This is a genomic window from Rhodococcus globerulus, assembly GCF_019334125.1.
GTDB lineage: Bacteria > Actinomycetota > Actinomycetes > Mycobacteriales > Mycobacteriaceae > Rhodococcus_F > Rhodococcus_F globerula.
This window is the reverse complement of the sequence record NZ_CP079698.1, coordinates 4,088,132-4,112,724: the sequence shown is the minus strand read 5'-3', so window position 1 is coordinate 4,112,724 and position 24,593 is coordinate 4,088,132. Positions and strand designations below refer to the sequence as shown.

Below are 24,593 nucleotides of genomic sequence, written 5' to 3'. Positions count from 1 at the left end.
TAGATCAGGGGGTGAACGGGTTGATCGACATGATTTCCCCATCGAGGGCAGCGGTCAGGGACCCGCTTTCGTCGAGGTCGTTGCGGACGTGAATCTCGATGGTCGGCACAGTTTCGGTGCCGTCGACAGAGACGTACCGAGTGGACGGATTTTGCACCGACGTCGTGGTTCCGGCGCCGTCGAGCAGGGCGATCACGATGCGAGGATCGAGCTGTGTGACGTCGATCTGTGCCACGTCGGGTTCGCGCGATCCTCCCGAAGTCGTGTCCTCGAGGTCGCCTCGGTAGTAGCTGTCGAGGGCCTTGCGAGGTGCGGCAGGATCGGCGCGCGTTACGCGTGCGTAAGTGGGATAGATGGTCATCTCGTCGACCAGTCCGCTGCCGTACTCCGTTTCGATGGCACGGAACATCGCACCCAGGCCGTCGACGGTGTGCAACTGTGGCTCGGGGCTCGAGAAGATCGTGGCGTCGGACGCGGCGTATTTGATTCCGAAACCGATAGCCGAGACCAGTGACAGAGCGATGATCGCAAGGGCGATCCAACGCGTGTCGAGCGAAGGTTCTTTCCGGAGAACAGGCAGAGACGCCTCGGTCTGCAGATCCGACGTCAAATCTTCGAGATCGCCGAGAGTGACTGCAACCGCGGCGAGTTCGGTCAATTCGTCGTGCTCGGTCGCCGTGAGTTGCCCGTCGGCGAAGGCGGTGTCCAGCACTGCGCAAGTGGCCTCGCGATCGGCATTGCGAGCACGGGTGGTCCTGGTCAGATCGTTCGGCATGTCCGGGGCCTATCGAGGAGTGAAGGGAGACAAGCGGATCGGGCGGCCATCCGGGGTCAACTCCATCGATCCGCTCGCGCCGAGGTCGTTGCTGGCGTAGATGGAAATGCGTGGCTCTTTGTTTGACGAACTCATGCCGATGTGTGAGACCTTGGCGTCGGGGACGTTGAGATTTGTCGACGCTCCCGCCAGATACCCGGCGAGTTTGTCGATGTCGACGGTAGCGAGGTCGAATGTTGTGGTGCTGGCCGATCGGGAGGTGGACCCCTCGCTGGTCGTGAAACCGCCTCGAAAGTCGATGTCCTCCTCAAAATCCGGCGAGATGGCGGCTGCGCGAGTGACGCTTGCATGGTCGTCGAAGAAGTTCGCAGAATCGATCACCGTCGTGCCGAACTTGTTGTTGTACCGGGTTATGAACTCCCGTATTCCGCTTGCGGTGACCGTGTTCAGCGTCGAACTCACGATGGGGGCAAGTGGTTCGGCCCCCTGGGCTGCAACCGGCAACGGCGCCGGGGACGAATCGTCGGCGGACACGGTGAGGAAGCCGACCATGGCCGAGAAGACAACAGACGCGGCCGCGACGTACCAGATCTTGTCGATACGACGAACTTTCGCGACGGCGTTCCGCAGCGTCTCTTTCTGCAGATCGTGGACCAATAGGTCGAGCTGTCCGAGCGTGGTCGCGGTCATGGCCGACGCCGTTCGGGTCGCGTGCTCGTCGACCGTGATCTGGCCGTCGGACAGGGCGGCATCGAGCACAGCGCAGGTATCGGAACGATCGACGTCACGCGCTCGCGTACGCGAAGAGTTAGTAGTCATGCCCCGCTCACCCACCCACCCTAGTTCTCGTACGGGTACGAACGAGAGATCTCGCCCCACGGCGTGACCTCGATGCGACCTTTGTGGCCAAGTCCGTTCTCGCCGTAGATCCTGATCTTCGGTACGCCGTAGTTCACGTCCACGATCAAGTGCGTGATCGCGGCGTCCGGCACATTGATGTAGCCGCCGATGTTCACCATGTACGGCGCGAGCTTGTCGATCTGGATGGAACCGAGGTCGAAGGTCGGCTGGCCCGTTCGCCGCGGAATGGATGTCACATCTCGCTCGAAGCCGTCGCGAAAACTGATGGACTCGGTGAGAGCTGGAGCGTCGGGGACCGCCCGGCTCACCAGAGAGTGGTCGCCGTGGAAGCTGGCGTCATCGATGAACATGTCGCCGAACTCGTCGCGATACCTCTCGATAAATGCGCCGATACCCTCTGGAGTCAACGTGTCGATGTGTGCGATCAGGATCGGTTCGACGGTCGGCTCCGGCACCAGAGTGGTGGTCGGAAACGGTGGCGCGAGCGAAGTGCTGCTGGCATAACTGGCGGTGATGTGTTCCGAAGGCGTCAACGGTGAGCGACTCCAGGCCACAGCGGCGACGGCGCCGACGACGATCAGAGCAGCGCCACCGATGTACACAGCCTTGCGTGTCACCGACGTCCGAGGTGCCGTTGTGGTATCGATCTTCGGCACCTGCAGATCGTTGACCAGGCGCGCGAGCTCGAGCAGGGTCTTCGCGGACCTCGCCTTCTCGGTCCGGTCGAAGTAGTCCTCCGCGCTCAACTGCCCTTCGGCGTACGCGGCGTCCAACACATTGCACGTTTCGACGCGATCGAGATCACGAGCACGCGTCATCGGGGAACGGGATGACTTCACAGGAAGTGATCGTAATGGCTGGTCGCCATGCCTCCGGACCACAAAATGTGTTCATCGTGACCCTCCCGAACCGTCCGTGACCGGTTGGACGCACGTACTCTGGTCAAGTGCGGATACAGCGGCAAGTTGTGGACTACGCGCTCGCGCGTCGGTCTGTGCTGGCCGAAGTGTCTGCGGGTAGGACTGGCGTCAAGCAGGTATGCGACGCCGATCCCTACCTACTCAGAGCCGCGAAGTTCCACGGCCGGGGCAGTGACGTTCTCTGCCCCATCTGCCGTAAGGAACAGTTGACGCTCGTGTCCTGGGTGTTCGGCGAGAAGCTCGGCCAGGTTTCGGGATCAGCCCGAACGACGGACGAGCTCGCTCGGCTTGCGGAGACAGCAGAGGAGTTCACGGTGCACGACGTAGAAGTGTGCCGTTCCTGCAGCTGGAACCACTTGGTGCAGTCCTATGTGCTCGGCGCAGTGCCTGCGCCGCCGCGACCGCGGAGAGCACGTCCACCGAGCAGACGAACGCAGTCTGCGAGCCGGCGCACCGCCAGCGAGTAACGCCACACCCGAAAAAGGGCCCGATCGAAGTCCCATGTGATCGGTCCATGACCACTGGAGATTTGATTTCGTGAGTTCCCCCGACAACACCCCCGGCGACCGTCCCTCGGGACCAGGTGGTCCGAGCGGTCCGCCGCAGGGGCGCCCCCCGCAAGGCCGTCCGCCTCAAGGTCCGCAGCAGGGCCGCCCGATGGGCCCGCCGCCGCAAGGACGCCCGCCTCAGCAGGGACGCCCGATGGGCCCGCCGCAGCAGGGTCGCCCGATGGGCCCGCCCCCGCAGGGCCGACCGATGGGCCCACCCCCGCAAGGGCCCCAGCAAGGACGCCCGCCGCAGGGCCGCCCGATGGGCCCGCCGCCGCAAGGTCCGCAGCAGGGCCGTCCGCAGCAAGGCGCACCCCAGAATCGACCGGCACCGGGCGCCGAACCCACACAGCGCGTCGCAGCCGCTGCGGCACTGCCTCGCACTGATGCCGGTTCCCGTCCGCCCGCTGGACCCCCGCCGACGAAGCCGCCGACAGGCGGTCCCGGTGGTGGCGACGGCAATGGTGGAGAGCCCCCGAAGGGACAGAAAGCAGTGAAGAAGAAGTCGAAGTGGCGCACAGTTCGCCGCTCGGCGTACGTGTTGGTGGCGCTCGGCCTGGTGCTGCCGGTGCTGGCCTTCATGGCGGCGTACATCGTGCAGGACGTACCGAAACCCGGCGACCTCCCGACCAATCAGGTTGCGACGATTTACGCGTCGGACGGAAGTTCGGTGCTCAGTACCGTTGTTCCGCCGGAAGAAGGCAACCGTCGCGAGGTGGCGCTCGATCAGATTCCGGTGCACGTGCGTAACGCAGTGCTTGCTGCCGAGGACCGGGATTTCTACACGAACCCCGGATTCTCGATTTCCGGTTTTGCACGCGCGGCCCGTGACAATGTCCTCGGCCGAGACAGTGCGGGTGGTGGATCGACGATCACGCAGCAGTACGTGAAGACGGCGGTTGTCGGTTCGGAGCGTTCGCTGACGCGAAAGATGAAGGAACTTGTCATCTCGTCGAAGATGGCAAACGAGTGGTCCAAGGACGACATTCTTGCCGCGTACCTGAACACCATTTACTTCGGTCGTGGTGCGTACGGCATCGAAGCCGCGTCGAACGCGTATTTCGGTAAGCCTGTCGACCAGCTGACCGTCGAGGAAGGCGCCGTCCTGGCGTCGTCGATCCAGCTGCCGTCGCTTCTCGATCCGGAGACCAATCCGACTGGCGCGGAATCGCGTTGGAACTATGTGCTCGACGGCATGGTGTCTGCGGGGACGCTGGATCAAGCCGCCCGTGCGCCCATGAAGTACCCAGGTTTCATTCCACTTTCCCAGGTGGAGAACGGAAGTCAGGGTACAACGGGGCCCGAGGGCCTGATCAAGAACCAGGTACTCCGCGAGATCGCGGATGCCGGGATCACTGAGCAGTCGCTCAATACCGAAGGCCTGCAGATCACTACGACTATCGATCCGCAGGCTCAGGCCGCGGCGATGGACGCCGTGCGCACCAATATGGAGGGTGAGAACGAGGAGCTTCGGACCGCCGTTGTTTCCGTCGATCCACGTACCGGAGGCGTCCGCGCGTACTACGGCGGCGACGACGGAATCGGCTTCGACTACGCAAATGCCGGCTTGCAGACCGGTTCGTCGTTCAAGGTGTTCGGTCTGGCGGCAGCGCTCGACCAGGGAATTCCGCTCTCACAGATGTACGACAGCTCGCCGCTGACGATCAACGGCATCTCGATCGGCAACGTCGAAGGTGAAAGCTGTGGAACCTGCACCATCGCAGAGGCTCTCAAGCGTTCGCTGAACACCAGCTTCTACCGTCAGATGCTCAGCCTCGACGGCAACGGACCGCAGGAAATTGCGGACATCGCGCACAAGGCAGGTATCCCGGAGAACATTCCGGGTATCGGCGAGTCGCTGACCGAGCCCGACGGTTCCGGCCCGAACAACGGAATCGTGTTGGGTCAGTACCAGTCTCGGGTACTGGATATGGCGTCGGCGTATGCAACTCTCGCGGCGTCAGGCACGTTCCACGCTCCGCACTTCGTGGAGAAGGTTGTTGCCGCAGACGGAACGGTTCTCCTGGACCGTGGTACGCCGACCGGTGAGCAGCGGATCGATCCGGCTGTCGCGGACAACGTGACTGCCGCGATGCAGCCCATCGCGGCGTACTCACGTGGGCACAACCTGGCCGGTGGACGTCTGTCCGCATCGAAGACGGGTACCGCTCAGCTCGGTGACACCGGTCAGAACAAGGACGCCTGGATGGTCGGCTACACGCCGTCGCTGTCGACTGCTGTGTGGGTCGGTACCGCGGACGGCCAGGCGATCACCAACTCGAACGGCGGATTGATCTACGGTTCCGGGCTACCTTCCGATATCTGGAAGGACACGATGGACGGTGCGTTGGACGGTACGGACAACGAGACCTTCCCCAAGCCGGGCAAGATCAACGGCCAGGCCGGTGGTGTTCCCGAGTACACGGCTCCCGCTGCTCCGAAGACGTCGGCGCCGCCGACAACCACGGCAGAGCCCAGTACGACTACGGCGCCGCCGGTTGTCGTGACCACGACGGACGTGGAGATCCTGCCGGGCATCACGATTCCGATTCCGGGAATCTCGAGGCCGACCACGGAAACCGAGGAACCGGGCGCCGTCACCACGACGGAAGAGGCTCCGGCGGGTGTCAGTCCCGGCCGCTAAGGCGGTAGCCTCGCGGAGTGGCCGCCAATGTAGATGATGCCGATGCGACTTCTGTGACAGACGATGCGGAGTCGCAGGCGATCGAGTCCCCTGCGCCGTTGGCGGAGGACACGCGGTCGGCAGATTGGCGTGACGTTCCCAGTCGTAACGATGTAATGGTGTCTGCGTTGTCAGGCACGGTAGGTGGTCCGGTCGGTCGGCATGCGCTGATCGGCCGGACCCGTTTTTTCACCCCGATGCGGGTCATCTTGCTGTTGGCCGTCGTGTTCCTGGCGTTGGGGTGGTCGACCAAGGCTGCGTGTATTCAACAGGCGCCGTTCGGTGAGCAGGGGCAGCTGGGTCTGGACTGGGGAGGCTCCCGCCAGTACGTCGCCTTGTGTTACTCGGACACAGTTCCTCTGTACGGTGCGGAGCGCCTCGATCAGGGTGCGTTCCCGTACAAGAAGTCGTGGGAGGAAACCCGATCCGACGGTTCCGTGCAGACGCGGTACATGGAGTATCCGGTTCTCTCGGGGCTCTATCAGTACGGCTCCATGAAGGTCGCAAAGGCGTGGGATTCGATCACGTGGCTGCCGGGCGCAATTCAAGTTGCCCTGTACTTCAACGTCGTTGCGTTCGGCTTGGCGTTGGCGTGGTTGGTGACAGTGTGGGCGACGACGCTCTTGGCCGGCAGGCGGGTGTGGGACGGCGCGTTGGTCGCGTGTTCGCCGCTCGTGATCGTGCACGTGTTCACCAACTTCGATCCGTTGGCGACGGCATTTGCCATGGGCGGTTTGTTGGCGTGGGCGCGTAAGCGACCGGTCCTCGCGGGCATTTTGTTGGGGTTGGGCGGCGCCGCGAAGTTGTATCCGCTGTTGTTGCTCGGCCCGCTGCTGGTTCTGTGCCTGCGGGCGGGCAAGACGCGTGAGTGGCTGGTGACGGCGCTCAGCGCGGCCGCGGCGTGGCTGGCGGTGAATCTTCCGATCGCAGCGCTCTACCCGCACGGTTGGTACGAGTTCTTCCGGCTCAACTCCGAGCGTGGCGCCGATCCGGACTCGATCTACAACGTAATCGCGTCGTTCACGTCGTGGACGGGCCTCGACGGTCCCCTGGCGCAAGGTGAATCGCCGTCGAATCTCAATGCCGTGTCGTTCATTCTGTTTGCTGCGGTCTGCGTGGGAATCGGTTACGTCGCTTTGACGGCGCAGCGACGCCCCCGCGTCGCGCAACTGTGTTTCCTCCTTGTCGCGGGATTCCTACTGACCAACAAGGTGTGGAGTCCGCAGTATTCGCTGTGGCTGGTGCCGCTCGCGGTTCTTGCCCTGCCGCATCGCCGACTGCTTCTTGCCTGGATGACCATCGACGCGTTGGTGTGGGTTCCGCGGATGATGTACTACCTCGGAGTCTCGAACAAGGGTCTGCCCGAGCAGTGGTTCACGGGAACTGTTGTGCTGCGCGATATCGCGGTTCTGGTGCTGTGCGCGGTCATTCTTCGCCAGATCTACCGCCCCGACGAAGACCTCGTGCGGTACGGGTTCATCGACGACCCGGCCGGTGGTGTTCTCGATCAGGCACCGGACAAGCAGCCGTCGTGGTTCCCGGGGTGGCTGCGTCCGAAACCGGTGCGAGAGCCGGAGTTTTCGTCCGTCTGAATCACCATTCGTCGAGAGTGGTGTGACCGTCCTGGATGGCGCGCGCGAACAGTGCCGCTTTGGTCGGCGCGGGTCGCCCGACGTTGATGTACTTGGTCCTGATCCGGGAGATGTGCGTGTTGACAGTGCCGACGCCCACTCTCAGTTCGAGCGCAACTTCCTGTTTGGAATCTGCCCGAAGCCAGGTAAGCAGGACTTCGATTTCGCGGGCGCTCAAGCGCGGTGTACGGGAGTTCACGCGGCGTCCCCTGACGAGAACCATGCATGTTGGGGCCATTCGCGTCGACTGGACAAGCTCCATGACAAAGACACCTTTCGGCTGAGGTTCCAAGGGAGGAAGTGCCCGCATCGGCGCAACTTTGCAGAAGGGCTGCGGGCGGGCCGGAATGCGACGTGATCAGTATGTCCAGGCGTTCGCTCGAAATTCCGGTCGAAGGCGCGATCAATACACAGTCCATACAACGCGCGATTCTCTGACCTGGTCGGATAAAGTGCCTCGCTATGAACTCGAAGGCGGAATCCGGCACCGAAAATCATGTCGATCCCGCAAATATCGAGTCGCGGGGGCAGTTTGCTGAATCGCTAACTGCGTTGCGGAAGTCCGCGGGGCTGACAGTCCGCGACGCCGTCGAACGGTCAGGCGGTCTCCACGGAACCGTGGCCGGGTGGTTTTCCGGGCAGCACCTTCCGACACCGAACAGCATGCCGAAGTTCGTTGCGCTGTTGAAAGCATGCGGAGTCGATTCGGGCGAGCAACAGGAGAGCTGGATCAGCGCGGTCCAGCGCGTGCGGCAACTGACTGCCCGCCGCCGCGGCGACACCGTCGTTCCGTATCGCGGACTCGAATCCTTCCGTCAGGAGGACGCCGAGTGGTTCTTCGGGCGAGGTGAACTCACCACTGCTCTGGTGGAACGAGTCGCGGCGGCGACGCGGGGTGAGGGCAGCCGTCAGTTCATGGTCATCGGAGCGTCTGGCTCCGGTAAGTCGTCGTTGCTGCGGGCCGGTTTGGCTCCGAAGATTGCCGACCGCGATCCGCGGTTCGACGGTTGGCACGTGGAGGTTCTGCACCCGGGTTCGCAGGACATTCCGTCGTCGATCGGCGACACTCCCGCGGTCCTGATCGTCGATCAGTTCGAGGAACTGTGGACGCAGCGCGATCGTGATCGTCGCGAGGAATTCCTTCGGGCGCTCGCTGATCTGGGTGAGACCACGATCGTCGTGATCGGGATGCGGGCCGATTTCTACGGGCTTGCGGCCGAGGAGCCGTTGCTGCTTCCGTTGCTCGACGATTCGCCGATGGTGGTCGGTCCGCTCACCGAGGAGCAGTTGCGTGACGTGATCGTCGAGCCGGCAGTGAAGGCCGGGATGACGGTTCAGAGTGAGCTGGTTCAGGTTCTGGTCGGTGAGCTGACGCCGCGCGGTTCGCACACGGCAAGTGACCCGGGGGCACTCCCCCTCCTGTCCCACGCACTGCTGGGAACCTGGCAGCGCTCCACGCGTAAGACCCTGACGGTGTCCGACTACTACGCAACCGACGGCATCGCGGGTGCAGTTCAGCAGAGCGCCGAGGAAGTGTACGGCGAGCTGACCGAGAAGCAGCAGAAGTTGGCGCGCAGGATCTTCCTCCGGTTGGTCAACGTCGACGAGGTCACGCAGACGCGTCGACGAGCTCCCCGTACCGAGCTTTTTCTCGGCGACAACTTCGGCGACGTCAATACCGTCATCGACCTTTTTGCGCTGAGGCGTCTGTTGACTGTGGACGAGGAGACCGTCGAGGTTTCGCATGAGGTATTGCTGTCGGCGTGGAGTCGGCTGCGCGATTGGATCGATTCGGATCGCGCCGGTCTGGCGGTCCATCGCCGATTCACCTATGCGGCGCAGGTGTGGGAAGACAGTGGCCGCGACCCCGGTGCTTTGCTCGGGGCTGCCCGCCTACATCTGACCGAAGAATGGCTACGTACCGGTGAATTGGGCCTCGAACTGGAACCAAGCGAGACCCGCATCGCCGATCTCAACGCGACCGAGCGAGAATTTCTCGCCGCAAGTATCGCGCATCGGGATCAGCAGGAAAGTGCAGATCGGCGACGGACCCGCGTGCTACGACGGCTTGTCTCGGCGCTGGCTGCCGCGTCGGTGATCGCTTTGGTGCTGGCCGTGGTCGCGATGGTCGCCGGGTTCAGTGCCAATCATCAACGCGCCGAGGCAGATACGGCCCGTGACGAAGCGATGTCCCGCCAGGTTGCCACCGAGGCGACGCGGATGCGCGCCAAGGATCCGTCGTTGGCGGCGCAGCTTGCATTGGCCGCGTATGACGTCAGCGAGACCACGGAAGCCCGCTCGGCGCTGCTCGACGCGTCGGGTGTGCATGCGGCGACGCGCATCGTCGGCCCGCCCGGTGCCATGAAAGCTCGAATCAATCCCGCGGGAACCATTGTGGCCGTGGCAAGTTCCGACGGAATGGTCCGCCTGTATCCGATAGTCGAGGGTGCCGCGTCGGTAACGCCGGTGTCGGAATTCTTCGGGGTGGCGGAAGGGACGGCTCTGTTTGCGGCGTCGTTCAGTCCGGACGGGCGTTTGCTGTCGACCGGTGGAGCAGGCGGCGGCGCGCTGTGGGATGTGTCGGACCCGGCCAACCCGGTGCGCGGAACACTGTTCGTCGACGCGGATCACGTGGTGCAGGACATGGAATTCAGTCCGGACGGAACCAAGTTGATTGCCGGCACGTCGACGCCGGACGTGTTGCGATGGAACATCGACGACACCGCCGACGCGGTTGCACTGCAGCCGCTTCCGCATCCGGCTTCGGGAACCGTCACTGCCACGTTCAGTCCCGACGGCCGTTTGCTCGTGGCCGGTGGGCGCCAGAGCACTCTGCGGGTGTGGGATGTGACGCAGTGGGACAATCCCGCTGCGCCACCGATTTTTGCAACCGAACCCGACGGCACCACCAATCACTATCTGGGTGTTGCGTTCAGCGCCGACGGGCGGGAATTTGCTGCGGGATCTACGGCGCGAGAAGTGGTGCGCTGGGACATGGCAGATCCGGCTCGCCCGCGCCCATTGGCTGCGCTCACCGGGTTTTCCAGCTACGTCAACGAAATCAACTACAGCAACGACGGAACCCGTTTTGCTGCAGGTAGTTCCGACAACACCGTGCGAGTGTGGGATCCGCGTACAGCAGCGCTGATCGAGGTACTGCCGGATTCCGGCGCCATCACCACGGTCGACTACAGCGAGGACGGGCAGATTCTGGTCACCGGCGGACTCAACGGGGTGACACGCGTGTGGTCGATGCCGGGGCCAGTGTGGGCGGGAGCACGAGACACCATCTACACCAGTCCTTTTGCCGGTGACGGTTCGCGACTTCTGGCTGGCGTCGGCGCCAAGGGTAGTGCGTTGCTGGCGTGGAACACCGAGGATTTCGACAATCCGGTGTTGATGCCCGAGATGACACCCCGCGGTGAGGACAGGTTCACCGGGGCGTCGGCGATATCGGCAGATGGCCGGCTGGCGGTGGCCGGAACAGGTACGGGTGGAGCGTATTTGTGGGACATCAGCGATCCGACGACGCCGAGACTCGCCAGTGACCGGCAGGAGTACGTCGATGGCATCGTGGCCGTTGTTGCACTCGACCCGTCGGGAACGCTGTTGGCGGTGTCGTCACAGGATGACAACGTCTTTGCCTTGGTCGACGTCTCCGATCCTGCGGCGCCCGAGCTTCTGTCGAGGACCGATGCCGGGTCGTACCCGCAGATGATGGCGTTCCGGCCGGGTGACACCACGCTGGCCGTTGCCAACGCCAAGAACGAGGTCGATCTGTGGGACATATCCGATCGAGCTGCTCCGCGGATTGTTGCCAGTGTCGGCGGTTTCGAAAGTTATGCCCAGGCGGTGATGTTCAGTCCGGACGGTACGCTCATGGCGACCGGTAGTGCGGACCACAGTGTGCAGTTGTGGAATGTCGAGAATCCTTCGGAACCAAGGCAACTCGCACGAATGGTCGGTCCCGAATCGGCGATCTACTCAGTGTCCTTCAATCGGGCAGGTGAGTTGCTCTCGGCCGGCGTGGGTGATGGCACGGTGTGGTTGTGGGACATCACGGCGCCGCAGGACCCCGAGCGGTTTGCAGTGTTGACGGCGCAACCCGTGCGAGTCAACGATGCACAATTCGCGGGTGCGGCCGACCTGATTGCGGGTAGTGGCACCGAGAAGACAATTCGCGTGTGGGGCACCGATCCGGATGCTGTCTCCGCGCGGATATGCAGTACCGCCGGAACTCTCATCACCGAGGCCGAATGGGAGCGATACCTCCCCGGTGTGCCGTACCGAGATCTGTGCGAGGCCTAGAAGCCTCTCAGTTCAACCAGACCTCGACGGCCGGTTCGCTGCCCAGTTCACTTCCGCCGTCCAGGACAAGTAATCCATTGGGGCTGAGTTGGTAGGTGACGTCGTCGTTGCGGGCGGCAAAGCCTTCCCTGGTACGGATCGGATCGTCGATCTCGATTGTTGCTCCGTCACTGAGTCTTTCACCCTTGTAGTAGTAGCGGCCGACACCGGTTTCACAGACGACGACTCGTGAACCGGTAGTGATCGCAACAGCAACGGCGGGGTTGGACGCATTGCAGCGGGGACCGTTCGAGATGAAACCTTGCCGGTCCGTCCCGGTGACGGTGGGAAGGGGGCCGGACACCGTCGTGGTTACCCGGGGCGCGGTGGTTGTTTGTGGAACCGTTGTGGTCCGGGGTGCCGTGGTCGCTGCGTACGACTGCGCGGTGGTGTAGCTGTAGGTATTCGACCGGGCGTCGTCAGCAGCCTCCGTGACAGCGGTCGCGAACAGTCCCCAGAAGGCGATCCACGCGATGAAGAAGAGTATGCCGATCGCGGTGAAGATGTAACCGAGGATCAGGCCGGCGAGTGCCAAGCCGTCGCCCTGCTCACCGGTCCGTTTGATCTGACTGCGCGCGATGTGGCCGAACACGATTCCCAGTGGGGCAAAGAGGAACGCGAATACCAGCGCCAGGACCGCCAAGACGTTCGTTGGCTGCGGTTGCTGCCAGTTCTGTTGTGGGTACTGCTGCTGGTATCCGTACGGGCCCGGTTCGCTCATGCACTGATTTTGCGGTACGAAGTCAGGCAAACCGCGCAGGCGGTTGGTTAGCTGCGGACGCGTCGCTCCAACTGCGGTGCGATCGTCGGCCAATCCTCGTCCGTCATGGAAAAGAGGGCGGTGGTGCGCCAACTGCCATCCGTTCGCTGGCGGTGCTTGCGGAGCAAGCCCTCGTACTGCGCGCCCAGCTTGGCGATGGCGGCCCGGGATTGTTCGTTGAACTCGTCCGTGTGCCATTCGACGCGGACGGCGCCGAGATCGTCGAATGCCCGACGCAGCAGGAGAAGTTTTGCCTCCGGATTGATCCGAGTTCCCTGAGCGGACTTCGACAGCCACGTGTACCCGATCGCAAGACTGCGATACGCCGGGGCGATTTGATACAGCGAGGTGCTGCCCACTACGGCGTCGGTGCGCGTGTCGATCTGGGCGAACGCTACCCGATCCGGATTCGATTCGGCCGCCTCGATGTAGGCGACCGCCTCTGCGTGAGTGTTGATCGGGGCGGCTGTCCAGCGGAAGATGCTCGGATCGTCCGACGCGGCAATCAGTGCGTCGGCGTGCTCACGGACCAACGGTTCGAGCCGGACATGCGTGCCGGTCAATGTCGGTGATTGAAACCAGCTTTCGGTCATCTGCTGAGCTCCGGTATCGGTGGGGTTTTCTCGACAGCCGTCCCGGCGAGCGGATAGCGCAGCGGTACCCGCAAGAACAGGAAGAAGAACACGGCCAGCAACACCACATGACCCCACACGCTGGCCTGCACGACGGCTTCGTACTTGCTCGGATCGAGGTTCATGTCGAGTTGGTAGAAGTAGCGGAAGATGCCGATTCCCAATGCGGCATCGGCCACGAGATACGCGGCGATCCAGAACCATCGGATCTGAAACAGCACCAGGAACGGCAGCAGCCACAAGGTGTACTGCGGCGAATTCACCTTGTGCAGCAAGATGAATCCGCACAACATTGACGCGCTCACCGCGATCCACGGGAAATAACCGTCGCGCACAAAGCGTCGCCAGCCCAGATACATCGCCAACGCGAACGACAACAGGATCATCAGAGGGGACAGGATGCTCACCAATGCGTCGTAGTCCGCGTTGAGTTCGCGTACACCGAAGCCGTAGAACGGTCGAAGACCCCAGAACCACAGCGAATTGGTGGTGATGTCGGCGCTGCGCTTCTCCTGGAAACTGAAGGACGCACGCCAACCGTCGTACGAGATGAGGGCAAACGGAAGGTTGACGAGAACCACCGTCGCCACCGCGGCACCAGCCGTCATCAGCGCGCCGCGTACGTCGTACTTCTTGCCGTCTCGGCCGCGTGTCAGGACATACGCGAGAAGCGGAAGAACAAAGATTCCCGGATACAACTTCAGGCAGAAACCGATGGCCAGGATGATCGACGCCAGTATCGCCCGCGTCCGAAAAGGTATGCGCTCGAACGTCATCACGAAGATCGCGCCGACGCTGGTTGCAACGACGGGCAGCTCCCAGTTGTGGAACGCGTACAACACCAGTGGCGGGGTGGCCGACCAGATCAACGCGTACGCGCCGCTCATCCGGCCAAGCATCCACGCCGTCAGCAAGCCGAACGGGGCCAGGATCAACGCGGAATGTAGCAGGAACTCGGCATCGTTGTGGGATCCGATTCCGCCCAGCCACATCAGGATTCCGCTGAGCACCGGATACTCGACGGTTCCGCCGTAGAGGAAACCTTCTGGCGTGATGCCGCCGGTGACAAACGGAAAGAGGTGTTGGTCGATGCCGCGTCCGAGCCACAGAAGCTGGATGTCGGAGTAACAGACACGGACGTTCTTATCGACATCGAAGGCAAGGCTCCGGCCGTCCGGCGCAAAGGGCGCGCCGGCGCACCGTGCCTTGTTGAAGTAGCCCAGGGTCATGGCCAGCCCGCAGAGACCGACGACAAGCGTCAGGATCGACGCCGAGGTTTTCCGGTCCGTTCGCATGAAGCCCACCCTAGGGGCTCGCGCTGCAAGACGGTTCGACGAGCGCCCGTAAGCGCTCTGGGCGTTTCCTGTGATCGGGGACGCGATTTCGCTGGTCAGGGGCACCTCGTGTAACCTACGAGGGTTGCTGACGCAACGACCCTCCTGCCACGGATAGTCCGTGGCCGTTTTCACTTAGTCCACAGGAGGTGATGAGGTCTTATGCGTCATTACGAATTGATGGTCATCCTTGACCCCAGCCTGGACGAGCGCACTGTCGCTCCTTCGCTGGATACGTTCCTCAATGTTGTGCGCCAGCACGGCGGCACGATCGACAAGGTCGATGTCTGGGGTAAGCGTCGTCTCGCCTACGAGATCCTGAAGCATGCTGAAGGTATCTACGCGGTGATCGACATCAACGCCACTCCCGCCACCGTTGCTGAGCTCGATCGTCAGCTCGGTCTGAACGAGTCGGTTCTGCGCACGAAGGTTCTGCGCCACAACAAGTGATTTCTGTCGGTAGCGAACTCTAACCTCGCACCCAACAGACTTACATCAAAAGCAGGAGGAACCACATGGCTGGCGACACCATCATCACCGTCATCGGAAACCTGACGGCTGATCCTGAGCTTCGTTTCACCCCGGCGGGTGCTGCGGTGGCAAACTTCACGGTTGCTTCCACACCCCGCACCTTCGACCGTAATTCCAACGAATGGAAAGACGGCGATGCGCTGTTCATGCGTTGCAACATCTGGCGCGAAGCAGCCGAGAACGTCGCGGAGAGCTTGACCCGTGGCTCACGAGTAATCGTGAGCGGCCGGCTCAAGCAGCGTTCGTACGAAACTCGTGAGGGCGAAAAGCGAACTGTCGTCGAGCTCGAAGTTGATGAAATCGGTCCTTCACTGAAGTACGCCACGGCAAAGGTCAACAAGGCCAACCGTGGCGGCGGCGGTGGCGGCGGCAACTTCGGAGGTTCCTCCGGCGGGTCGGGCGGCGGACGTCCGAGCGCTGCACCTTCCGGTGGAGACGATCCGTGGGGCAGTGCCCCTCCGGCTTCGGGCTCCTTCGGTGGCGGCGGCAACGACGAACCGCCTTTCTGATCCGTACCTGATCAGGGACATCCAGAAAAGAGCAAAGACATGCCGAAGCCGCCCTTGCGCGACAAGGTTATGAAGAAGAAGGTCTGCACCTTCTGCAAAGAGAAGAACACGCAGATCAACTACAAGGACACGACGTTGCTGCGTAAGTACGTCAGCGACCGCGGAAAGATCCGTGCTCGTCGTGTCACCGGCAATTGCGTCCAGCACCAGCGCGACGTTGCCATTGCCGTCAAGAACTCACGTGAGGTAGCACTGCTGCCTTACGCCACCGTGGCTCGCTAAGGAAAGGGAGGAAAGAACATGAAGCTCATCCTCACCGCTGACGTGGACAACCTCGGTGCGCCTGGCGACACCGTCGAGGTCAAGGACGGCTACGGCCGTAACTACCTGCTCCCCCGCCGGCTGGCAATCGTCGCTACTCGTGGCGCCGAGAAGCAGGTCGAAGGAATCCGTCGTGCACAGGAACTGCGCGCAGTGCGCGGCCTGGACCACGCCAAGGAGCTCAAGGCCGCTATCGAGGGACTCGAGTCCGTAACGCTGTCGGTCAAGACCGCTGGTGGTTCGGGCAAGCTCTTCGGTTCCGTTACCGCTGCTGACGTCGCTGCTGCGATCAAGGCTGCCGGTGGACCGGTTATCGACAAGCGCACCATCGCGTTGCCGAAGGCTCACATCAAGAACACGGGCAAGCATGCCGTGTCCGTGAACCTGCATCCCGATGTGGTTGCCAAGTTCAACCTGAACGTCGTCGGCGCATAGTCGATTCGTTCTCTTGGCGAGCCCCGCACACTTCGGTGTGTGGGGCTCGACCTTTTTGTGCACATAGCGACTCGATCCGGGGTTGGGGATAACTGTCACAGTGTGACGTTCAACTTGTTGATCCGTGATCATTTGGGCTCCGCAACACGCCCGACACGCCGACGCGCCGACTGTCGAGATAGTTTTTTCATCAACAGGTGTGTGAAATTGCACATGCACATCTAGCTGGGGTTTTATGGGAAACACCAAAAGTTGTCCCCAGGTTATCCCCAGATGGTGCACACAGTTTTTCAGGAGTTTCCACAATTACTCCACAGATTCATCCACAGGCCCGTTTGTTTGTGGGCTGGCAAGTCCCTAACGTCGTCTCGGCGTCTATCTACCGACCGGTGATTTTCCACCAGCACGATGTCGGTGGGCGCAGGTACAAATAGTGAGGGCCCTGCGTTTTTCTCGCAGTGTCATCGAATGTTTTACGGGAAGGTCTCTCTGATGGCTGTTGTGGATGATCGAGGACCTTCCGACTACTCCGGACAGGATTACCCGGGGCCTCCCGAGTCCGAGCCTGATCAGGAATTCGGCCGCCAACCACCCCAGGACATGGTTGCCGAGCAGTCCGTCCTCGGCGGCATGCTGCTGAGCAAGGACGCCATCGCTGACGTCCTCGAGGTCCTGCGGCCGGGCGACTTCTACCGGCCGGCCCATCAGTCCGTCTACGACGTGATCCTGGACCTCTACAGCCGCGGCGAGCCTGCCGACCCGGTGACCGTCTCGGCTGAACTGGACCGTCGCGGTGAGCTCCGCAAAATCGGTGGCGCTTCGTATCTGGTGACTCTCACCCAGACCGTGCCCACCGCTGCCAATGCCGCCTACTATGCCGAGATCGTGGCCGAGAAATCAGTGCTACGACGCCTCGTCGACGCCGGCACCCGGATCGTTCAATACGGCTACGCCGGCACCGACGGCCAGGATGTCGCCGAGGTTGTCGACCGCGCGCAGGCCGAAATCTTCGAGGTGACCGAGCGTCGTACCACCGAGGACTTCGTGCCCCTCACCGAACTCCTCCAGCCGACGATGGATGAAATCGACTCCATCGCCAGCCGAGGCGGCATTTCCCTCGGCGTGCCTACCGGGTTCAAGGATCTCGACGAAATCACCAACGGTCTTCACGCTGGTCAGATGATCATCGTCGCGGCTAGACCTGGAGTCGGGAAATCCACCCTAGGAATGGATTTTTTGCGTTCCTGCTCCATCACCCACGGCATGGCCAGCGTCATGTTCTCACTGGAAATGAGCAAAACCGAGATCGTGATGCGTCTGCTGTCCGCAGAAGCGAAGATCAAGCTCGGTGACATGCGCTCCGGCAAGATGACCGACGACGACTGGACCAAGCTCGCACGTCGTATGAGTGAGATCAGTGAGGCGCCGCTCTTCATCGACGACTCCCCCAACCTCACGATGATGGAGATTCGCGCAAAAGCTCGGCGGCTCAAGCAGAAACACGATATTCGCCTGATCGTCATCGACTACCTGCAGCTGATGAGCTCGGGTAAAAAGGTCGAATCGCGTCAGCAGGAAGTTTCCGAATTCTCCCGTAGCCTAAAGCTTTTGGCGAAGGAGCTCGAAGTTCCGGTTGTCGCAATCTGTCAGCTCAACCGTGGTCCTGAGCAGCGAACCGACAAGCGCCCCCAGGTTGCCGACCTTCGTGAATCGGGCTCGCTGGAGCAGGATGCCGATATGGTCATCTTGTTGTACCGCCCTGATGCGACTGAGCGCGACGATCCTCGCGGTGGTGAAGCCGACCTGATTCTCGGTAAGCACCGTAACGGTCCGACCGCCACAATCACTGTGGCGCACCAACTTCACCTGTCCAAGTTCGTGGACATGGCGCGAGGCTAGCAACTGCCTGTCGAGATGCAGCGAAGATTAGCGAGACACGCCCCGCTACTTTGACGGGTCTTGGGCGAGTCGCCGAAGTTCGTCAAAGTATGTGCGTCGGACCGCGCGGTAGGTCGAGGTGGCGGGGAAGATATTGGCGGAGCAAACCATTGATGGTTTCGTTGCCGCCGCTATGCCTCTCGTCAGGCAGGCGTAGACGGCGCGTGATCGTCGAACTCATCGCTCTTGGCGGCATGCTTGGCGCGAAGGGCCTCGAGTTGGGCAGACTTGGCCGCGGCCATGCGTTCGCGGGTGGCGGCGGTACGAGCCGGAGCCGGTGCCGGGGCGGGGTCGACGAGGTCGGCGTCGAGGTCGGCGTCGAGGTCGGGGCGACGCGCCCCGGGAGGCGCCCCGACCTCGACGGTGTGCATCGCCTGGCCCAGCAAGATGAACGGGAGGATGAAGACCCAGAGGAAGATTGTGTACTCGCCGCTGTGGAAGAACACGGCCAGGTAGATGCCGTAGCTCAGGAACGCGGTGCCGATGAGACCGTTGACAACGCGGCGGCCGGGGTGCAGCTCGGAGGTCACCAGCGCCAAAACGATCACGCCGATTCCGCTGACGAACAGCGCCGTCACATAGAAGCCGAACACGTATTTCCCCCGTCACGAGCGGATAGAACGATGATCACCCTAGATCACCGGCGCCGGGACCTCTAACGTTTCGCTAATCTTCGCTGCATCTCGACACAACTGCTGCTGCCCCGCTGGAAAATTGGCGGTGTGCGTTGCTGCCGAGTGCGTCGGACCTCCACCACGTTGGTGGACGATGACCTCTTAAAGTGGAGAAAAAGCAGCGAAGTCGATCTGCCGACGAGCGTTGGACAGTGCAGTGACCACGCAGGTGCCGAGCGGGCCTTTCCTGTCGTAGAGGGTGGCAGTACCGATCGAAATTCCCTCGGAGGCAACAGCATTGTCTGCGCGAAGACCCAGTTCGTAACCGAGAGGCAGTCGCGACAACGTGAGGGTCATGTCCGCATTGATGTACCCGGCACCCTCGGATCCCCAATGGCATATGAGGTTTGCGGTGTCACCGAGCACCGCGGCGCGTTGGAACGGCGAGATCGGTTCCCCGTCCACGAGCGCAGGCAGGCTGTGCCACGCATTTTTGCGGTCGCCATTCTGGTTCGCTGCAAAATCGTGTGTCCACTCACGGTCGCTACTCTTGAACAGCGGCGGCGACCCCAGCGGCGAAACGCATCCTTCCGGAGGCACCGGAAGGTCCAGTACCGGACTCCACACACGACCGGCCGGCTCCGATCCAGTAGTCAGGAACACCACCGAGGCTCGTGCCCGCACTTGCTCGTCCTGCACGATGAAAGCATCCGCGGCGGTGATTCGCGTGCCTTGGCGGACAACCTCGCTGCGTACCTCGATCGGGGCAGTCGAGACCGGCTTGAACAAGTCCACTGTCAGCCGGGCCGGAACGAAGCCGGTCGGGCAGTGAGTCTCGAGCTGGCGAGCGAGTAAACCACATACGGCATGACCGCCGACCTGGGTCGGTGCCCAGGCGCTGACCGCCAACTGCTCCGCTATGAGTAGCTCCCCGCGTTTGGTGAAGAAACTGACCATCGTTGCCGACTTCCTTTTCAGTTCATCTCGTCTGCTCGAATATTTCGAAACGTAACATGTTCTAGTTTATTCTGGGTGAATATCGGTTTGCGATACCGATTCCAGGAAGGCTGAACAGTGTTATGAGACAACGCTTTCAGCGTGAACACCCACCACAGGCTCGCCGGCCTCGCCATGCGTGCTGACCGTGCTGTCGACGCTCCTGTGATCATGCGGCGCAGGTTTCGTTCGCAGATCGCTGGGGCCGCGACGTCTGCGGCCCCAGCGCGTTCTCATTCGAAATGGTTCAGTTGGCGGAGGGATCCGTTCTCAAGCTTGACGGCCGACCATGTCGAGAGCGGCGAGGTGACTGAAGAGCATGCTGGTTCCGATCGGGTTTCCGCCGCCGGGATAGACGGTGCCGCTGGGTGCGGCCATCGTGTTGCCTGCCGCGTAGAGGCCCCGAATCGGATTGCCGGCGGTGTCGAGTACCCGCGCTGCGGTGTCGGTCCGCAGCCCTCCCTTCGTGCCGAGGTCGGAGATGCCGAAGGTGGCTGCGTGATATGGGCCGCTGTCGATTGCCACCAAGGGTGATTCACCATTCGTGAACGCACGGTCGTAGGCCTCGTCGCCGCGGCCGAAGTCTTCATCGACACCCTTGGCGACCATTGCATTGAACCGGGCAACTGTTGCGACCAGATGATCGGCTGGCACACCGATCTTCTCGGCCAATTCCTCGAGGGTGTCAGCTGTGTGCCACAGGCCGGCCGCCTCGTACTTCTCGGTCTCGACCGTGGAGACGTTGGTGGCCCGAACCGGTGGACGCTCGCCCTCCTTGTTGTCGTAGATCATCCAGTACGGCAGAGTGACCGAGCCATCCTCCATCTGGTCGATGACATCACGGCCGAGGCGGTCGTAGGCCGACGACTCGTTGACGAACCGCTTGCCGTCCTGATTGACAAAGATGCCGCCGGTGAACCACAGCGCAAACACCGAGCGGCCGTCCGGATGAGTCATCCCCGGAGCCCACCAGGCTTCACTCATCAGGTCGATGTCGGCACCGACTGCCATTCCAGCCTGGTGTGCCCCGCCGAGGTTGCCCCGGGGGCTCACGGTGTCGCGGGCGGTGCCGGGCACACCGTATTTCAGGCGAAGCTCATCGTTGCCCTCGAAGCCGCCGGCCGCGAGCAACACGCCTTTGCTGGCCCGGATCGCGCGGCACTCGCCGTGGTGATCGACAATTGCGCCGACGACAACACCCTCCTCGACTACGAGCTCGACAAGTGGTGTGTTCAACCGCAGGTCGGCGTTCGGATACTTCGCAATTGCTTTGAGGAGTCGACCGATGAGCGACTGGGCCCCGACCAGCACGTCGGGTAGCGGAGCCCCAAGACGTTCCGTGTCGAGAGGTCCTCGCATCGACGCGCGGAGGTCTCCCACCTCTACTGCCGGAATCGGCGTCGGGACGATGTGTCGCTGGCCGTCGAGTCGGGCCTTCGGCGCTTTACCGAAATAATCAGGCCACGGCCGCATTTCGAACTCGAGGTTCTCATCCTGTTCGAGGTATTCGATCAGCGGTGCTCCACCCCGGACGTACGTGTCCTGCAATTCGCGCGGGGTGCGGTCGCCAACTACCGCGTGGTAGTACTCGAGCGCGTCTTCGATCGTGTCGTCGGTGCCGGCACGCTGCAGGACCGGGTTGCATGGGAACCACACACCGCCCCCGCCGGAGTAGGCGGTGGTGCCCCCGAACTTGTCGGTGGACTCGACCAAGATCACCTCGAGTCCTTCTCTCGCCGCGGTATATGCGCCGGTGAGGCCTCCGCCACCCGAACCCGCTATCAACACGTCGCATTCTTCGTTCCAGTTGACCATCGTCACTGTCCTTTCGATTGATACTGATTTTGATGGAAGAGGGCCAACGCCCCGGGTGTTGTGTCGACAGGCGAGGAGCGTCTCAGCGCATCGGTTGGGAAACCGTCGCAGAAGAGTTCATACAAGAAGATGAATTGCATGCCATGGCAACCCCGCCAAAACTCTATAGAGAATATCTCTCGGAAACCGTTGTGTCGCAGTCAAAATTCTCGGCCGATGGGTTCACTTCCTGCAGCGCCTCACGCCGACAATAGGTGATCACACCTATTGCGACAAGCGAACTCCGAAGCGGAATATGAACATCTCGCGCGCTGTGTCGAACAGTATCGGCGTATCGGCGAAACCGAGAATCAAAAGACCAGCTCGCAGCGTTATGAAAAATACATTAACGGCGTAATATGCGGGGCAACAATATAATTGAAAATCTGTACTAAACTTCGTCGAGACTCGTCAGAGTTGGAGCGCGAGGTAGGTTGGATGAAGGCAAGACCTGATTCGGTTCGACGAACTAGGGATCTTCTCCGGGCCGCGGTGCTGCGTGGAGATTTCGTTGACGGCATCCTTCCGGGCGAGCGCGAACTCGTAGGTTCCTATTCGGTGAGTCGGGGGATCGTCCGCGAAGTTCTGACGCTCCTTCGGGACGAAGGGTTGATCGCGCGGACTCAGGGCGTGGGCACGCACGTGGTCGCCCCTACCGCGCACAGGCGTCTCGAGGACATTCAAGACACTGCAGAATCGAAGAGCGACAGTCTCTTCAATGAGAGATTGCGGCTGACATCGTTCGAGAGCACAGTGATCTCAGCGCCCGGTGCTGCATCGAGGGCGCTCGAGGTGCCAACAGGAACACCATGTTTGCGCGTGGACTACGCGGCGGGCACGATCAGTGGAGACGTAGACGCCGCAGCCACCAACTACGTGTTGTTCCCGGAAGCGCAGCGATTGATTGACACTCCCTTCGTTGTCGACTGGTATGCCTACCTCTCGAGTGCCGGAGTGAAAATCGGTGGGTCCGATTTCACGGTCAGTGCGGTGCTCTCAGATGAAACTCTGGCGTCGGTATTGAGAACCACCGAGGGGGCGCCCTTGCTGTTGTTGGAACAAACCATCCGAGACATGTCGGGGCGAGTCTTCAACTACGCGATTGCCCATGCACGACCTGACCGCTTGCGGGTCGTTTCCCATTCCGTGCGGGGCGCAGCGACTTTCGACAGGACAGCTGTCCCTGAACGAGGCGAAAGACCGAACCGAATCCAGTGACTGCCTAAGTGTGTGCGATGGCCGTGCTGAGACCGGCCGTCGTCGCGGGGTGCCAGCTGAGGCGTCGTGCGACCTGGTGGTCACCAACCTCGACGGTGGCGTTCGGGCGCGCCCCCGGCAAGAGCGTTCAAGGCAGTTGGTTGATGCTCGGACCGGCTGGCCTAGCGGCATGTTCTCACTGAGTGAGACCTGGGACACCCTGGTGTGCGTTGGATCGTAATCATGACGCAGACGGATCGCCAGTGTCTGTGCGAATGGCGGTGTTTCGGCTCGTTATGTACTAGTTCATGGAGACTGATGCTGCTGTCCATGTATGCGCGGTGGTTGTAGTTACGGATCGGATGTGCCCGACTCGTTGCTGCCGGGCCCTTCCTGTTGGATCTGCCGTCTCGATAGCACAAGAATGTGAAAACTACTCCGGCACAGCGTAACCCGCATTTTGCTTCCAGGTCTGGACGAAGTCTGCGTTCCTTCGCCTTGTCTCCGGTGAAACAAACACATGCACAAGTATTCAATCCTGCACTTGAAATGAATAGGTGCGGCGTAATTCCCCGATGAGGAGTCAGAAATGGCACAGGTTGAGACCGTTCGAGGTTCGATTGATACGTCCGCGCTCGGACGAACCTATATGCACGAGCACATCTTCATTCTCAATACCGAGATGCAACAGAACTTTCCAGAGGAATGGGGAGACGAAGACGATCGCGTCGCGGACGCGGTCGCGAAGTTGCGGGCCCTGGCGGCGCAAGGTGTGCAGACAATTGTAGATCCAACAGTGGTGGGACTGGGCCGTTACATACCGCGGGTCCAGCGTATCGCCGAACAGGTACCCGAGTTGAACATTGTGGTAGCCACTGGCTGCTACACCTTCACCGACGTCCCGTTCTACTTCCAACATCGGGGGCCGGCACTCAATGCAGTGATGGGCGCGGAGGTTCCTGACCCGATGGTCGATCTTTTCGTCAAGGACATCACCGTGGGCATTGCCGACACCGGAGTCCGTGCCGCATTGCTCAAGTGTGCGATCGATGCTGAAGGACTCAGGCCGGGTGTGGAACGGGTAATGCGCGCAGTGGCGAAGGCGCACCACCTGACCGGCGCCCCGATTACGGTGCACACTCATCCGGAGAGTGAGACGGCCGTCGACGTCAAGCGAGTGATGTGTGACGAGGAAGGCGTCAAGCCCGAGCGGATTGTGTTGGGCCACAGTGGCGATAGCACGGATCTAGATCATTTGACTGAACTGGCGGAGAGCGGATTCATACTAGGAATGGATCGATTCGGTCTCAACGTCAATGTCTCTTTCGAAGAGCGGGCGGACACGCTGGTCGAGATGTGTCGACGGGGGTACGCCGAGCAGATGGTGCTCTCGCACGACGCGAACTGCTTCTTCGACTGGATGGACCCTGCGCTCAAGGACATGATGCCTGGGTTCGACTACCTGCATATCGAAAAGGAGGTCCTCCCGTACGTGCGTGAGCAAGGCGTCACCGAGGAGCAGATCACGGCGATGTTGTTCGACGTTCCCCGCCGCTACTTCGAGAACGTCAGCACTTACTAGAGTGAGTTCTCGCGCCGCCGTACTTCTGGGCGAAGACGCTACGTCAGCCCGGAAGTATCGACGCGGCACCGTCAAGTTGTTGAGATCACCTGAGCGGCGACGATGCGGTGGTGTCGTCGATGTCG

General features: G+C 61.8%; 21 protein-coding genes. 11 read left to right on the top strand and 10 right to left on the bottom strand.

The window, feature by feature from the left end; genetic code table 11:
• Positions 1 to 4: 4 nt before the first annotated feature.
• From KYT97_RS18720 to KYT97_RS18710, 3 genes are read right to left on the bottom strand one after another with little or no spacing between them, the layout of a single operon-like run.
• The gene (locus tag KYT97_RS18720; protein ID WP_219110427.1) at positions 5 to 775 is read right to left on the bottom strand and encodes a DUF1707 SHOCT-like domain-containing protein; all 771 of its coding nucleotides are present in this window, start codon (positions 773 to 775) and stop codon (positions 5 to 7) included.
• A 9-nt stretch (positions 776 to 784) separates the two neighbouring features.
• The gene (locus tag KYT97_RS18715) at positions 785 to 1,594 is read right to left on the bottom strand and encodes a DUF1707 SHOCT-like domain-containing protein (RefSeq protein WP_219110426.1); all 810 of its coding nucleotides are present in this window, start codon (positions 1,592 to 1,594) and stop codon (positions 785 to 787) included.
• Positions 1,595 to 1,614: 20 nt separating this feature from the next.
• The gene (locus KYT97_RS18710) at positions 1,615 to 2,454 is read right to left on the bottom strand and encodes a DUF1707 SHOCT-like domain-containing protein (RefSeq protein ID WP_219110425.1); all 840 of its coding nucleotides are present in this window, start codon (positions 2,452 to 2,454) and stop codon (positions 1,615 to 1,617) included.
• Between the two features lie 128 nt (positions 2,455 to 2,582).
• Between KYT97_RS18710 and KYT97_RS18705 the strand changes: the two genes are divergently transcribed.
• The 3 genes from KYT97_RS18705 (at position 2,583) to KYT97_RS18695 (ending at position 7,379) form a co-directional block, all read left to right on the top strand.
• Entirely contained in the window at positions 2,583 to 3,023 is a 441-nt protein-coding gene (locus KYT97_RS18705) for a DUF5318 family protein (RefSeq protein WP_072782680.1), read from the top strand.
• A 574-nt stretch (positions 3,024 to 3,597) separates the two neighbouring features.
• Positions 3,598 to 5,748: a transglycosylase domain-containing protein gene (locus tag KYT97_RS18700; RefSeq protein ID WP_033237093.1), complete on the top strand. Its 2,151-nt coding sequence runs from the start codon at positions 3,598 to 3,600 to the stop codon at positions 5,746 to 5,748.
• Positions 5,749 to 5,765: 17 nt separating this feature from the next.
• Positions 5,766 to 7,379 carry a glycosyltransferase family 87 protein gene (locus KYT97_RS18695; RefSeq protein ID WP_425332388.1) on the top strand — a complete coding sequence of 538 codons (1,614 nt, stop codon included), beginning with the start codon at positions 5,766 to 5,768 and terminating at the stop codon, positions 7,377 to 7,379.
• A 1-nt stretch (position 7,380) separates the two neighbouring features.
• On the opposite strand, the gene KYT97_RS18690 is transcribed toward KYT97_RS18695, so the two are convergent.
• Positions 7,381 to 7,617: a LuxR C-terminal-related transcriptional regulator gene (locus tag KYT97_RS18690; RefSeq protein WP_307718111.1), complete on the bottom strand. Its 237-nt coding sequence runs from the start codon at positions 7,615 to 7,617 to the stop codon at positions 7,381 to 7,383.
• A 263-nt stretch (positions 7,618 to 7,880) separates the two neighbouring features.
• On the opposite strand from KYT97_RS18690, the gene KYT97_RS18685 reads away from it, so the two are divergent.
• Positions 7,881 to 11,726, top strand: coding sequence for an nSTAND1 domain-containing NTPase (locus tag KYT97_RS18685; protein ID WP_219110424.1), 3,846 nt, complete (start codon positions 7,881 to 7,883; stop codon positions 11,724 to 11,726).
• A gap of 7 nt (positions 11,727 to 11,733) precedes the next feature.
• Here KYT97_RS18685 and KYT97_RS18680 read toward each other — a convergent pair whose 3' ends face one another.
• From KYT97_RS18680 to KYT97_RS18670, 3 genes are read right to left on the bottom strand one after another with little or no spacing between them, the layout of a single operon-like run.
• Complete coding sequence (locus KYT97_RS18680) at positions 11,734 to 12,486, bottom strand: DUF4190 domain-containing protein (protein ID WP_141485251.1); 753 nt, start codon at positions 12,484 to 12,486, stop codon at positions 11,734 to 11,736.
• A 47-nt stretch (positions 12,487 to 12,533) separates the two neighbouring features.
• The gene (locus tag KYT97_RS18675) at positions 12,534 to 13,118 is read right to left on the bottom strand and encodes a GNAT family N-acetyltransferase (protein WP_033237096.1); all 585 of its coding nucleotides are present in this window, start codon (positions 13,116 to 13,118) and stop codon (positions 12,534 to 12,536) included.
• The gene (locus KYT97_RS18670) at positions 13,115 to 14,452 is read right to left on the bottom strand and encodes a glycosyltransferase family 87 protein (RefSeq protein ID WP_219110423.1); all 1,338 of its coding nucleotides are present in this window, start codon (positions 14,450 to 14,452) and stop codon (positions 13,115 to 13,117) included. The genes KYT97_RS18675 and KYT97_RS18670 overlap by 4 nt, the downstream gene beginning before the upstream one ends.
• A 201-nt stretch (positions 14,453 to 14,653) precedes the next feature.
• Between KYT97_RS18670 and rpsF the strand changes: the two genes are divergently transcribed.
• The 5 genes from rpsF (at position 14,654) to dnaB (ending at position 18,186) form a co-directional block, all read left to right on the top strand.
• Entirely contained in the window at positions 14,654 to 14,941 is a 288-nt protein-coding gene (rpsF, locus tag KYT97_RS18665; protein WP_003941237.1) for a 30S ribosomal protein S6, read from the top strand.
• Positions 14,942 to 15,006: 65 nt separating this feature from the next.
• Positions 15,007 to 15,531, top strand: coding sequence for a single-stranded DNA-binding protein (locus tag KYT97_RS18660; protein WP_033237097.1), 525 nt, complete (start codon positions 15,007 to 15,009; stop codon positions 15,529 to 15,531).
• A gap of 39 nt (positions 15,532 to 15,570) precedes the next feature.
• Positions 15,571 to 15,813 carry a 30S ribosomal protein S18 gene (rpsR, locus tag KYT97_RS18655; protein ID WP_003941245.1) on the top strand — a complete coding sequence of 81 codons (243 nt, stop codon included), beginning with the start codon at positions 15,571 to 15,573 and terminating at the stop codon, positions 15,811 to 15,813.
• Between the two features lie 18 nt (positions 15,814 to 15,831).
• Positions 15,832 to 16,287 (top strand): 50S ribosomal protein L9, encoded by a 456-nt coding sequence (gene rplI / locus KYT97_RS18650; protein ID WP_033237098.1) that lies wholly within the window; start codon positions 15,832 to 15,834, stop codon positions 16,285 to 16,287.
• A gap of 492 nt (positions 16,288 to 16,779) precedes the next feature.
• Positions 16,780 to 18,186: a replicative DNA helicase gene (dnaB, locus tag KYT97_RS18645; protein ID WP_080711886.1), complete on the top strand. Its 1,407-nt coding sequence runs from the start codon at positions 16,780 to 16,782 to the stop codon at positions 18,184 to 18,186.
• Between the two features lie 182 nt (positions 18,187 to 18,368).
• Here the strand turns inward: dnaB and KYT97_RS18640 are convergent, their stop codons facing one another.
• The 3 genes from KYT97_RS18640 to KYT97_RS18630 form a co-directional block, all read right to left on the bottom strand.
• A complete protein-coding gene (locus KYT97_RS18640) occupies positions 18,369 to 18,818 on the bottom strand; it encodes a hypothetical protein (RefSeq protein WP_033237099.1) in 450 nt (149 codons plus the stop codon).
• 183 nt (positions 18,819 to 19,001) lie between these two features.
• Positions 19,002 to 19,796: a thioesterase family protein gene (locus KYT97_RS18635; protein ID WP_095887478.1), complete on the bottom strand. Its 795-nt coding sequence runs from the start codon at positions 19,794 to 19,796 to the stop codon at positions 19,002 to 19,004.
• Between the two features lie 309 nt (positions 19,797 to 20,105).
• Positions 20,106 to 21,656 (bottom strand): FAD-binding protein, encoded by a 1,551-nt coding sequence (locus tag KYT97_RS18630; RefSeq protein WP_257013273.1) that lies wholly within the window; start codon positions 21,654 to 21,656, stop codon positions 20,106 to 20,108.
• A 471-nt stretch (positions 21,657 to 22,127) separates the two neighbouring features.
• Here KYT97_RS18630 and KYT97_RS18625 point away from each other — a divergent pair, with 471 nt between their 5' ends.
• Together KYT97_RS18625 and KYT97_RS18620 are read left to right on the top strand one after the other, a co-directional pair.
• The gene (locus tag KYT97_RS18625; protein WP_095887476.1) at positions 22,128 to 22,907 is read left to right on the top strand and encodes a GntR family transcriptional regulator; all 780 of its coding nucleotides are present in this window, start codon (positions 22,128 to 22,130) and stop codon (positions 22,905 to 22,907) included.
• 568 nt (positions 22,908 to 23,475) lie between these two features.
• Positions 23,476 to 24,468: a phosphotriesterase family protein gene (locus KYT97_RS18620; RefSeq protein ID WP_219110422.1), complete on the top strand. Its 993-nt coding sequence runs from the start codon at positions 23,476 to 23,478 to the stop codon at positions 24,466 to 24,468.
• The last annotated feature ends 125 nt before the right edge of the window (positions 24,469 to 24,593 follow it).